We start from the raw sequence: 10,383 nt of genomic DNA, 5'->3' as shown, positions 1-10,383 counted from the left end.
TTACCCTCGACCATCAAGAGATAAGGCCATTGTTTCTCTCAACCATCGAGAGAATCATGGGAAAGAAGAAGAACAGCCTCCTGCAAGGCACGGTCGACCTGCTTATCCTCAGCTCCCTGCGCACCGAGGACCGTCACGCCTGGGGCATCCAGCAACGCGTCGAGCGGCTCGAAAGCCACGTGCTCAGCCTCAAACAAGGTTCACTCTACCCCGCCCTCACGCGTCTGGGCGACGAGGGATTGATTCGCCCGGAGTGGCGCATGACCGAAAACGGGCGCCGCGCGAAATACTACGGTCTCACGTCCGCCGGCCGCGAACGTCTCGCCGCAGAGATCGCCCAATGGCGCGCCTTCTCGTCCGACCTCAATCTGCTCATCGAAAGCGCCTGAGTCTGCCCTGCGGGAGTTGGCCAACCGAAGCCGGTCGCACCGCGGAGGTTACCTGTATCAGCAAGTTGGCGACAGATCGCGCAGCCTTGGTTCAGCATCACCACGGCAGCCGCGGCCTGCCCGGCGAGCGGGGGAACAAAGTGGCAACGGATTCACGCGGGACTCGCCCCGGAGCCCACCGGCCGACAAGGTCGTGCCCATGACGTCCCGACTATTGCGGTTATTCGGTTTGCTCACCCTGATCTGCCTCCCGGTCGGAGCCACGGCGTGGAAACCCACCACCTGGCAGGGCGAACGGGCGGTGAGCGCCAGATCCGCCAGCGGTCAATGGGTCGCCATCGTATCGCTCGAACGCGGTCGTTTGGTGCACCTGGGGGCCACTGCCGCGCCGGCGGACAACCTCATTTTTGCCACCAGCAGCAAAGACGACCGCCTCGGCTGGAGCGGCCATCGCGCCTGGCTGGGACCCCAGACCCAATGGCCCGCCTTTTGGCCGCCACCCGCCGCTTGGGAGAAATCGGCCGCCAAACCGAAGTTGATGAACCAAGGCAACGCGCTCGTGCTCACGCCACCTCCGACCGCCGCCGGCGACTGGCCCGACCTCAGTCGTGGTTACCAGTGGCGGGATGACACCTTGCTCTGTTTTGTTGCCGCCACCGGAACGTCCCGGCGCGACGTGCAGATCGTGCAGATCGTGCAGATCCCGCCCGACGCGACCATCGAAGTGGAAGTCGAGCCGACTGCCGAGGCTCCACGGGGCTACGTGCAGTTGCCGAGTTACTTCCGACCCGAGCTCCGCACCGAGTTTGAACCGCCGGCGCACGTCGGTCCCGCCCGCGATTTTGCGGCACGCGCGTTCACCTTCGTTGCGGATGAACCGGAGAAGTTCGGTTTCACCGACCGGCCCATCGTGGTCCGCCGCAACGGGGTCAGCCTCACCATGCGCCGCGGCGAGATCGCCGGTGCTCGGGTGGTCGGCCAGCCCGACCAAGGCTACAACACCCAACTCTTCTTCGGGGGTCACGAGGGGTTCATCGAGATCGAACAACTCAGTCCCCTGCTACGCCGCACCGGGCGTTCATTCCGCAGTTTCAGCATCGAACTTACGCCACGCCCCGAGCGCTAAGTCGAGGAATCGCGAGAAACCGCAGCAAGAGTAGACTCGCAGACCAGGCTCTGGCATCCACGCGCACGGCAGGCCGCGGGCTCGCTGACACTCACATCTGTGTCCCCCGGCCCGACAGTGCGTAGCCGGTAGGCGAAGCCATCCGTGTTCATCCGTGGTTGAAAAAACTCCCTGCCCTTCCGCCACGTAGCCACTGCACCTCAAATCACACATCGACCCTTGCTCTGATCAGGTCCGCGGGCGCAAGGTGGCAGACGTGTTCCACCCTCGTTTGCTCACTCCCACCCCCGCCGCATGAATCGGGCGTATTGGGAAGACCTCGCGGGCAGCTACGACGAGCAGATTTTCAGCGTGTTGCGCCACGATCGGGACGGCTTGTTGGCCCAGCTGATCGCCCGACACGGTTCGGCCCACAAGACCGCCGCCGACCTCGGTTGCGGACCCGGTCAGATCACGCCGCTGCTCGCGCAGAAGTTCGGCGAGGTGCACGCCTGTGACTTGTCCGAATCCTTGCTCGAGCATGCGAAGGTCAACTGCGGCGAGCAGAGCCACGTGCACTTTCATCGCTTCGATCTCACGAGCACGGGCGCCGCGCCCTTTGCGCCGGCCGACTTCGTGTTGTGTGTGAATGTCATTCTCTCGGCCGACCTCGAAAAGCGCGAAGGACTGTGGGAAAACATCACTCGTTTAGTGGCCGCCGGCGGCACCCTGGTGCTCGTGTTGCCGTCCCACGAGTCAGCCCTCTACACCAACTTTCGCCGACTCGACTGGCACGTGCGCGCCGGGCTGGAGGCCGATGACGCCATTCGCCATAGCCTCGCCCGCGACGGCAACGTGCCCCAACTCGAGCACGGCGTGCGCGGCATCGAAGGCGTTAAAACCAAACACTACCTGCGCGAGGAAATCATCGTGCAATTGCAGGACCGCAGCCTGCAGGTCGAGTCGGTCGAGAAGTTGCTCTACGGCTGGGAAGTCGAGTTCGCCGATCCGCCCGAGTGGCTCGGCTCACCGCATCCGTGGAACTGGCTGGTGGTGGCACGGCGAACCTGACGCGCGCGATCGGGGCTCAATCGTTGAGCGCCGCGTCGACCCAATACTTGGTGCCCTGCAAGGTCGCCTGCAGCGCGAGGCCATTCTTGGTGAATTGATAAACCTCGACGCCCTCGGCGATGTTGCCGGCCATCGCGGCCTGACCGCCCTTGTCGTCGGACTTGGCGGCCGCGTCGGCTTGAGCAGAGAAGTCCCAGCCTTTCTCGATGAAATCGCGCAGCGGCTTCTTTTTGTAGAAAATGAAGACCGCGCGGAAGTCCTTCACGCCAAGACCCAGACCGAGGCCGGCCGATCCCATTTTCATGAACGTCTCACGACCGTCGTCATCGACGACGATGCCTTTGCCGCCGGCGAAGGAGGCGAAGATGACGTTGAGGCCGACATTGGAAAACACCGCATAGCCCTCGGCCTTGCGGATGCGGGCCTTGGTTTCCGGCTTCGCCTTGTAGAGTTCGGCGAGCACTTCGTCGCGCATCTCGCGCACCTCATCGCGCTGTTCCTCGATCGTCGGCTTGGCCGCGGCGAAATTGGCGAAAAAACACGCCGCGAGCGCGGCCACGGCGGAGAGTCGGAGGAACGGTTTCATACGCGCAAGCAAATGGCAAAGCGCGCCGAGCTCAAATCCTCGCGGGTAAAATTCGCCTCAAATTGCGGCCCCGCAACGCTCCGCCAAGGCCCGTTTGCGCACCCACTCCGCCTCGCAATTTGGCGACCCGCGATCGAGGTCGCGGCAAGTTTGCGGGCGCTGTGCGTAGATCGCGCAAACGAAGCGCGCGACGGTGCCGGTGCGGGTGTCGGCCGGCTCGATCACCAACGCGGCACAGTGACCATCCACCATGCGCATGAAGGCGCGGTGGTCGCGAAACTCGGCCCAATGCTCGACCTCAACGCCCAACCGCGACCAGTCCGCGCCCGTCACCCGCACGTAGGCCTCACCGCCAAAACAACAGGCACCGCACTCAAGACAGGCTGGCGGCGAAAAGGACGCGGCTTTGTCATTCATGGGTTTCGGCACCGCCGGAGGCTCGGGACTTAGCCCGCTGCGCCCCACGCCGCGCGAGTTCGCCGGCCGCCGTCTCCTGCTGGATCAGCCACGTGAGCACCCGCAGCATGCGCTCGCCGTCGGGAATGCGCGTGCGGGCGACGAAGTAGTCGTGAATCCGCTGCCGCGGCACATCGAGCTCCCGCGCCAGCACGGCCTTGGTGCCCCACTTCGTCAAATGCGGCTGGATACGGTCCACGAAGGTATTCCACAACGGCGTATCCGGTCCCGGGTGCAGCACCCGACCGATGCCGGTGCGCCGATCGCGCATAGCTTGGCGCGTGCGCGCAGCCTCCGCTGCCTTCTCCACCGACATCCACACCAAGTCAGCCACGGCATCCAGCATCCAAGCGCTGGAGTGCAACGAACCACCAGAAGACAAGTGAGCACTCATACCCCAAAGCCTGCCACCCTCGGTAAATTTGTCACCCAATAGGTGACACTTTCTCGGCCTCTTTTCGCCCCGGTAGCTCTGGGTGTCGGCAAATTTGTCACCTATTAGGTGACAAATTATTTCCGCGCGAGTGGCGCAGCATGAGCGGGGCACAAGCACGGCACGAGCGGAGGGAGCGGGCGCGGGGTTTTGGGCAAGGGATGCGGGGTGGCGGGACGCACGGGGGTGATATGCTGCGCGGATGGTTGATCCGGTAGCCATATTTCAAACGTGGTTGGAGGAGGCGCGGGTGGCGCAGGTGCGGGAGCCGACGGCAATGGCCTTGGCCACGGTCGACGAGCACGGCGCCCCCGCGGTGCGGATGGTGCTGCTCAAACACGCCGATGAACGCGGCTTCGTGTTCTACACCAATCTCGAGAGCGACAAGGGCCGGCAACTGGCCGCCGACGGCCGCGCCGAACTGTGCTTTCACTGGGCGGCGCTGGAGAAGCAGGTGCGCGTCCACGGTCAGGTTGAGCCGGTGAGCGCGGAGGAGGCCGATGCCTACTTCGCGAGCCGGGCGCACAAGAGCAAACTGGGGGCCTGGGCCTCGCAGCAGTCGCGACCGCTCGACAGTCAGGCCACCTTGCTGAAAGCCGTGGCGGCGGTGGCGTTGAAACACCCGCTCAAGGTGCCGCGGCCGCCGCATTGGAGCGGGTTTCGGGTGGTGCCCGACTGGGTCGAACTGTGGTCGGCGGGCGAGTTCCGCCTGCACGACCGCGTGCGCTATCGACGCGAGTTGGCCGGCGGCGGCGGTTGGCGGGCGGAGCGACTGTATCCGTGAAATGGTGACACGGTCCCCGTCGCCCAAACACCGCGTCCGGAGACCGCGGTGCACCGGGCTGCGGGTCCCTATTTGTTGATGTCGAGGCGGAGGGCCTGGAGGGAGAGGTTGAGGTCGCGCAGGAAGGCGATGACGGCACCGATGAGGGCGAGCTGGCCGGCGCAAAAGATGATGATCACGAGCAGACCGGCCTCAAACTGCAGCAGCTCGGCGAGAAAGAGGAGCAGGATGAGCAGGGCGGCAGACAGCACGGTGATGCCGAGCATGAAGCAGGAGGCGCGCAGGATGCCGGCCCGGCGGTTGAGGATGGAGATCTGCAGGTGCAGCTTGCTGGAGAGCGCGTTGTTGGTGGTCGCGACCTGTTCGCGAGCGAGGTGCCGGGCACGGTCGACCGCGCGGCCCAGGCGATTGGTGATGGTGAGCATCAGCAGGCCGACGCCTGAGATGAGGATCACGGGGCCGATGGCCATTTGCAGAACAGGCAGGAGGTCTTTGAACGGGAGGGACGGCATGAAGACGGAGGGTGCGTTGGGCGGGCAGTGAAACAAGCGCAGCAGGATTCGTCCCGACTGAAATGGCGGCCGCGGCGAATTCTGCCCCGGGCTTGCGACGCGGGCGGCGAAGCGCACCCTTGGCCTTGTCATGACACCGTCCTCCGCTGGCTTTCGTTCGCTCCGGCTCCTGCCGTGGGCCGGGCTCACCCTGATGCTCTTTTCGGGCTGTGCTTCCGTGTATTACGGGGCGCTGGAAAAGGTTGGGGTCGCCAAACGCGAGCTACTGGCCGACCGAGTGGAGGAAACGCAGGAGGCGCAGGAAGAGGCCAAGGAACAATTTGCGACCGCGCTGGAGCAGTTGATGGAGTTGACCGGCGACACCGGCGGTTCGCTCAAAGAACACTACGATCGTCTGGCCGACGCGCTGGAGGAGAGCGAGGATCGCGCCGATCGCGTGCATAGCCGCATCAAGAGTGTGCGCAGCGTCGCCGAAGCTCTGTTCGACGAGTGGCAGGAGGAACTCAACCAATACACGAGCCAGTCGCTGCGGCAGCGCAGCGAGCGCCAGTTGCGCGAGACTCAGCGCCGCTACGACCGCTTGGTGCTGTTGATGCAACGGGCGGCGGACCGGATGGACCCGGTGCTCGCGACGCTGCGCGATCAGGTGTTGTTCCTGAAGCACAACCTGAATGCCCAGGCCGTCGCCGGATTGGACACGACGGCGCGCGAACTGCAGGACGACGTGGAGGCCTTGATCGCCGACATGGAGACGTCGATCGCGGAGGCGGAGGCGTTTCTGGCGAGCTGGGAGACCTGAGCGGACCGCTCGCTCACGCTCGCGGGCACCTCAGTCCGGCCCGACGCCGGGCTTACACCGGCCGGACGAGCAGGAGGGTCGTGTCGTCGTGGCGGGGGGCGTGCACGCAGAAGTTGCGGGTGTAGCGGTCGACGGTGCGCACGATTTCGGCCAACGGGTGGTCGATGTTGCGTTCCAGGGTCTGAGCGAGGCGGTCGCGGCCGAACTCGTCTCCCTCCGGGCTGCAAACCTCGGTGATGCCGTCGGTGTAGAGCGCGAGCACGTCGCCGGCACCGAGCTGCACTTGGTGTTCTTCCAACATTTCGTCGAAGAGCGGACCGTCATCGAGACCGATGGCGAGACCTTCGCCGGGCAACAGCTTCATCTCGCCGGAGGCGCGCACGAGAATCGGCGGCTCATGACCGGCGCGGCAGAAGCGCAGGACCTTTGTATCCAAATCCAGAATACCGTAGAACAGGGCGACGAACATGCCGGGGCGCATGTCGGGCTGGAGGTGGCGGTTGACGCGCTTGAGGGCGGCGGCGGGGCTCGGTTCGCCCTCGGCGCAGAGGCGCATGGTGGCGCGGCACTCGGTCATGACGAGGGCGGCGGCGGCGCCCTTGCCGGAGACGTCGGCAATGACGAAACCCCAGCGACGGTCGTCGACCTTCACGACATCGTAGTAGTCGCCCCCGATGTGGAGTGACGGGTGCGAGAGGGCTTCGATCTCGACGTCGGAGATGTCGGGAAACTCACGCGGGCGCAGGTGGGTCTGGATGGCCGCGGCGGTGCGCAGGTCGCGTTCGCGCAACTCACGTTCACGCTCCTCGGCTTCCTTGCGTTCGGTGATGTCGGTGATGAGGCCTTCGTGGTGCGTGACGGTGCCGTCGGCATCACGGCGCACGACGGTGTGGTCGGCCACCCAGCGCACGCCGCCATCGGCGCACACGATGCGGTATTCCTGATTGTATTCGTCGTGACCGGATTTGGCGTGGGCCTCCACTTCGGCGGTCACGCGCTCCGAGTCATCCGGGTGGGTGATGGCGATGAAACCCTGGTTGGCCTGGGTGAAATATTCCGGAGTGTAGCCGTATTGGGAGACGCTTTGGGAGACGAACTCGACCGGCCAGTTTTCGGCGGCGCGCCAGAGCACGACGACGGACGGGGAGCGGTTGACGATGCGTTCCATTTCCTCGCGGCGAGCGAGGGCTTCGCGCAGCTGGTTCTGCGCCTCGAGCCGCAGGGTGATGTCGCGGCCCACGCCCAGAAAGGCGGTGCGGCCATGGCGGTCGGAGTAAACCGCCGAACTCATGGCGTGCCAGATCCAGCGACCATCGGCGTGGCGGATGCGGTATTCGATCGAGGCGCTGCTGGCGCCGTTGCGCAGCGTGTTCTCGAAAAACTCCGTCCAAGCCTCCACGTGATCGGGGTGGAGGTAGTCGACGAAGCGTTTGCCTTCGCCGTCCTTTTTGGTGTGGCCGAGCTTGGTGGTCCAGGCGGACGAGACGAACTTGATGAAACCCTCCGGCGTGATGGCGTAGAGGATCTCACTCGCGGTCTCCAGGTAGGTGCGCCAACGCGATTCGCGGCTCTGCAGGATCTGCGTGGCGGTGCGCTGTTTGGTGATGTCGGCCAACATGCCGAAGTGGTGCGTCACGCGACCGCTCGCATCGCGCAGCACGACGAGGGTGAGCTGACACCATACGGTCTTGGTGCGGGTCTGGAGGTCGCCGACGATCTCGCGCGGCAGGGCCTCGTTGCCGTGGGCGTCAAAGTCGCTTGATCCGTCCGGATTATCCGCCGAGAGGGCGGCAAGTTCCTCCGGTGAGAGCGGCACGAAGTAGCGCTTTTCGAGGGTGAACTGGTCGATCTCGCCGTCGTAGAGCTGCTGGGTGAGAGCGTGTTGTTTGGCGAGGTCGTCCGGGTGGGTGATGGCGTAGACGTTGTTGACGTCCGCTGCCTGCTCGGGCGTGAGCCGGATGATTTTACAGAAGGTCGCGTTGACGTGGTTGATGGCCGGCTGGCCATCGGCGTTGAACTCGCGCCACGAGATGCCGATGGGGGCGTGATCGTAGAAGGCGGTGAGCTGGCTCTGGGTGGCGCGGAGGAGCTCGACCTGATCGATGAGTTCGGCCTGTTGGGAGCGCAGTTTGGCTTCGGTCTCTTTCAGGCGCGTGACATCGGTGCGCAGGGCGAGGTGGAAGCGGGGTTTCCCATCGTCGCCCAGCAGCGGCATGATGGTGCTCGAGACCCAGTAGTGGTTGCCGTCTTTGGCCCGGTTGCAGATGGTGCCGCGCCACGGTTTGCCGGCGTTGATGGTCTGCCAGAGATTCGCGAAAAAATCCGGCGGGTGGTAACCGGATTTGATGATGCGATGGGGCTGGCCGATGAGCTCCTCGCGGGTGTAGCCGGACACCCGGCAGAACTGCTCGTTGACGTGCAGGATGATCCCGTCGGCGTCGGTCACCGCCATGATGGAATGGGTGTCAGCCGCGGAAAGGATCCACGCGAACAGTTCGCTCTCCGTCAGGGGCAAGTCACCAAACGATTCGGCCAGAGAAGTCATCGGGAAGAGCGATGTTGCACCCCGGCGCGAGCGGGGCGAGTCGGAACGATCCACGAAGACATAGAACCGTTAGAACTTTCCTGCGCCGGGACTCGTGTTCGGGGGCAAAGCGATCACAGTGCAAGGTATGACAACCGTGGCAGCATGTGCAGAAATCGCGGAGGCGCAGATGATTCGGTCGGTATTGGAGGGACACGGCATCGAGGCGGTGATCCCCAACGAGCAAACCGCCGAGATCGCCCCGCCCTACCTGTGGGCCTCCGGCGGGGTAAAGGTGCAGGTCGCCGACGAGGACGCCGCGACCGCGCGGGAAGTGCTGGCCACCTTGAGCCGCGGTGAGCCGCCGCCGCTCGATCCGGAAGCCTGATGTCGACCGCACCGGACTCCGCCGCCGCACCGGCGTCGCGCTCGCCGTGGGCCTGGGTGCCCACGCTCTATTTCGCGCAGGGTCTGCCCTACGTCGCGGTCAACCTGCTCTCGATCACGCTCTACAAAAACCTCGGGGTCTCGAATGCCGACATCGCGTTCTACACGAGTTGGCTCAACCTGCCCTGGGTGATCAAACCGCTTTGGTCACCGGTTGTGGACCTGTGGCGCACCAAGCGCTGGTGGACCACCATCCTGCAATGGGTGATGGCGGTGAGTTTCGGCCTCGTCGCGCTCAGCGTGCCGGCACCGTTCTATTTTCAGGCCACGCTGCTGGTATTTTGGCTGATGGCTTTTGCGTCGGCGACGCATGACATCGCGGCCGACGGCTTCTACATGCTGGCCTTGGACAAACCGCGACAAGCCGCCTTCGTCGGCGTGCGCAGCACCGCGTATCGTCTGGCGATGATCAGCGGCCAAGGCGGTTTGGTTTACCTCGCCGGCCACTGGTATGGCACGACCGGCGATTATGCGCGGGCTTGGATGATGGTGTTTGGCGTGCTCGGCGTCGTGTTTTTGATGGCCGCGCTTTATCACCAACGTCGCCTGCCGCGACCGGTCGGTGACGGCGCCCCTGTCGCGACGGAGAGCGCGGAGTCCAAGCGGGATGTGCTGACGGAATGGTGGCGCGTCATGGCGACCTTTTTCACCAAGCCAGGCATCACGCCGATCCTGAGTTTTCTGCTGCTCTATCGCTTCGCCGAGGCGCAGCTGTTGAAGCTGGTGACACCCTTCCTGCTCGATGAACGAGCGGTGGGCGGACTCGGGCTGAGCAACGAGCAGATCGGCGTCTACTACGGCACGTGGGGCGTGATCGCACTCACGGTGGGCGGGCTCATCGGCGGCTGGCTGGTGTCGCGCTATGGGCTGCGCCGCATGCTGTGGCCATTGGTCGCGGCGCTGCACGTGCCCAACGCGGTGTTTTGGGTCATGGCGGTGCATCAGCCGGAAAGCGCCTGGCTGATCGCGGGCGGGCTCGTGCTCGAACAGCTCGGTTACGGCCTCGGATTCACCGCCTACCTGGTCTTCATGATGATGGTGGCGGACGGTCCGCACAAAACCGCGCACTACGCGCTTTGCACGGGATTCATGGCGCTGGGCGTGATGTTGCCCGGGATGTTTGCCGGCAAGATTCAGGAGGCCTTGGACTACCCGCAGTTTTTCCTGTGGGTGCTGATTTGCGCGGTGCCGTCGCTGGCAGCCGTGGCCTGGGCCAAGGGCCAAATCAAGGACGGCTTCGGGCGGAAGTGAAAAGGTAGGGTCGGACCGCCGGGCCG

The 10,383-nt window shown here is 64.7% G+C and carries 12 protein-coding genes; 7 read left to right on the top strand and 5 right to left on the bottom strand.

Annotation, left to right across the window (positions count from 1 at the left end):
• Nucleotides 1-56: 56 nt before the first annotated feature.
• The 3 genes from AC0MRV_RS00385 (at nucleotide 57) to AC0MRV_RS00375 (ending at nucleotide 2,565) form a co-directional block, all read left to right on the top strand.
• Nucleotides 57-389 (top strand): PadR family transcriptional regulator, encoded by a 333-nt coding sequence (locus AC0MRV_RS00385; protein ID WP_472762425.1) that lies wholly within the window; start codon nucleotides 57-59, stop codon nucleotides 387-389.
• A 199-nt stretch (nucleotides 390-588) separates the two neighbouring features.
• The gene (locus tag AC0MRV_RS00380) at nucleotides 589-1,515 is read left to right on the top strand and encodes a hypothetical protein (RefSeq protein ID WP_472762424.1); all 927 of its coding nucleotides are present in this window, start codon (nucleotides 589-591) and stop codon (nucleotides 1,513-1,515) included.
• A gap of 294 nt (nucleotides 1,516-1,809) precedes the next feature.
• Nucleotides 1,810-2,565 carry a class I SAM-dependent methyltransferase gene (locus tag AC0MRV_RS00375; protein WP_472762423.1) on the top strand — a complete coding sequence of 252 codons (756 nt, stop codon included), beginning with the start codon at nucleotides 1,810-1,812 and terminating at the stop codon, nucleotides 2,563-2,565.
• A gap of 16 nt (nucleotides 2,566-2,581) precedes the next feature.
• Here the strand turns inward: AC0MRV_RS00375 and AC0MRV_RS00370 are convergent, their stop codons facing one another.
• From AC0MRV_RS00370 to AC0MRV_RS00360, 3 genes are read right to left on the bottom strand one after another with little or no spacing between them, the layout of a single operon-like run.
• Nucleotides 2,582-3,151, bottom strand: coding sequence for a lipid-binding SYLF domain-containing protein (locus AC0MRV_RS00370; RefSeq protein ID WP_472762422.1), 570 nt, complete (start codon nucleotides 3,149-3,151; stop codon nucleotides 2,582-2,584).
• A gap of 57 nt (nucleotides 3,152-3,208) precedes the next feature.
• Entirely contained in the window at nucleotides 3,209-3,568 is a 360-nt protein-coding gene (locus tag AC0MRV_RS00365) for a YkgJ family cysteine cluster protein (RefSeq protein WP_472762421.1), read from the bottom strand.
• Nucleotides 3,561-4,001 carry a hypothetical protein gene (locus tag AC0MRV_RS00360; protein ID WP_472762420.1) on the bottom strand — a complete coding sequence of 147 codons (441 nt, stop codon included), beginning with the start codon at nucleotides 3,999-4,001 and terminating at the stop codon, nucleotides 3,561-3,563. The genes AC0MRV_RS00365 and AC0MRV_RS00360 overlap by 8 nt, the downstream gene beginning before the upstream one ends.
• 241 nt (nucleotides 4,002-4,242) lie before the next feature.
• Here AC0MRV_RS00360 and pdxH point away from each other — a divergent pair, with 241 nt between their 5' ends.
• The gene (pdxH, locus tag AC0MRV_RS00355) at nucleotides 4,243-4,824 is read left to right on the top strand and encodes a pyridoxamine 5'-phosphate oxidase (RefSeq protein ID WP_472762419.1); all 582 of its coding nucleotides are present in this window, start codon (nucleotides 4,243-4,245) and stop codon (nucleotides 4,822-4,824) included.
• Nucleotides 4,825-4,892: 68 nt separating this feature from the next.
• On the opposite strand, the gene AC0MRV_RS00350 is transcribed toward pdxH, so the two are convergent.
• Nucleotides 4,893-5,336 (bottom strand): DUF2721 domain-containing protein, encoded by a 444-nt coding sequence (locus AC0MRV_RS00350; protein ID WP_472762418.1) that lies wholly within the window; start codon nucleotides 5,334-5,336, stop codon nucleotides 4,893-4,895.
• Between the two features lie 130 nt (nucleotides 5,337-5,466).
• Between AC0MRV_RS00350 and AC0MRV_RS00345 the strand changes: the two genes are divergently transcribed.
• Nucleotides 5,467-6,135, top strand: coding sequence for a DUF2959 family protein (locus tag AC0MRV_RS00345; protein ID WP_472762417.1), 669 nt, complete (start codon nucleotides 5,467-5,469; stop codon nucleotides 6,133-6,135).
• A gap of 52 nt (nucleotides 6,136-6,187) precedes the next feature.
• Here the strand turns inward: AC0MRV_RS00345 and AC0MRV_RS00340 are convergent, their stop codons facing one another.
• Nucleotides 6,188-8,680: a SpoIIE family protein phosphatase gene (locus tag AC0MRV_RS00340; RefSeq protein ID WP_472762416.1), complete on the bottom strand. Its 2,493-nt coding sequence runs from the start codon at nucleotides 8,678-8,680 to the stop codon at nucleotides 6,188-6,190.
• 136 nt (nucleotides 8,681-8,816) lie between these two features.
• Between AC0MRV_RS00340 and AC0MRV_RS00335 the strand changes: the two genes are divergently transcribed.
• Both AC0MRV_RS00335 and AC0MRV_RS00330 read left to right on the top strand, forming a co-directional pair.
• Nucleotides 8,817-9,047, top strand: a complete 231-nt coding sequence (locus tag AC0MRV_RS00335; protein ID WP_472762415.1) for a putative signal transducing protein — start codon at nucleotides 8,817-8,819, stop codon at nucleotides 9,045-9,047.
• Complete coding sequence (locus AC0MRV_RS00330) at nucleotides 9,047-10,357, top strand: MFS transporter (RefSeq protein WP_472762414.1); 1,311 nt, start codon at nucleotides 9,047-9,049, stop codon at nucleotides 10,355-10,357. The genes AC0MRV_RS00335 and AC0MRV_RS00330 overlap by 1 nt, the downstream gene beginning before the upstream one ends.
• Nucleotides 10,358-10,383: the final 26 nt, after the last annotated feature.

The organism is Actomonas spartinae (assembly GCF_051209155.1).
Taxonomy (GTDB): Bacteria; Verrucomicrobiota; Verrucomicrobiia; order Opitutales; family Opitutaceae; genus Actomonas.
This window is presented reverse-complemented; position numbering and strand designations above follow the sequence as displayed.

What these genes read in the sequence shown, in the direction of transcription:
- AC0MRV_RS00380 (WP_472762424.1), top strand. Translation starts at nt 589, where the DNA reads ATGACGTCCCGACTATTGCGGTTATTCGGTTTGCTCACCCTGATCTGC.
- AC0MRV_RS00385 (WP_472762425.1), top strand. Translation starts at nt 57, where the DNA reads ATGGGAAAGAAGAAGAACAGCCTCCTGCAAGGCACGGTCGACCTGCTT.
- AC0MRV_RS00350 (WP_472762418.1), bottom strand. Translation starts at nt 5,336, where the DNA reads ATGCCGTCCCTCCCGTTCAAAGACCTCCTGCCTGTTCTGCAAATGGCC.
- AC0MRV_RS00345 (WP_472762417.1), top strand. Translation starts at nt 5,467, where the DNA reads ATGACACCGTCCTCCGCTGGCTTTCGTTCGCTCCGGCTCCTGCCGTGG.
- AC0MRV_RS00360 (WP_472762420.1), bottom strand. Translation starts at nt 4,001, where the DNA reads ATGAGTGCTCACTTGTCTTCTGGTGGTTCGTTGCACTCCAGCGCTTGG.
- AC0MRV_RS00330 (WP_472762414.1), top strand. Translation starts at nt 9,047, where the DNA reads ATGTCGACCGCACCGGACTCCGCCGCCGCACCGGCGTCGCGCTCGCCG.
- AC0MRV_RS00375 (WP_472762423.1), top strand. Translation starts at nt 1,810, where the DNA reads ATGAATCGGGCGTATTGGGAAGACCTCGCGGGCAGCTACGACGAGCAG.
- AC0MRV_RS00365 (WP_472762421.1), bottom strand. Translation starts at nt 3,568, where the DNA reads ATGAATGACAAAGCCGCGTCCTTTTCGCCGCCAGCCTGTCTTGAGTGC.
- pdxH (WP_472762419.1), top strand. Translation starts at nt 4,243, where the DNA reads ATGGTTGATCCGGTAGCCATATTTCAAACGTGGTTGGAGGAGGCGCGG.
- AC0MRV_RS00340 (WP_472762416.1), bottom strand. Translation starts at nt 8,680, where the DNA reads ATGACTTCTCTGGCCGAATCGTTTGGTGACTTGCCCCTGACGGAGAGC.
- AC0MRV_RS00370 (WP_472762422.1), bottom strand. Translation starts at nt 3,151, where the DNA reads ATGAAACCGTTCCTCCGACTCTCCGCCGTGGCCGCGCTCGCGGCGTGT.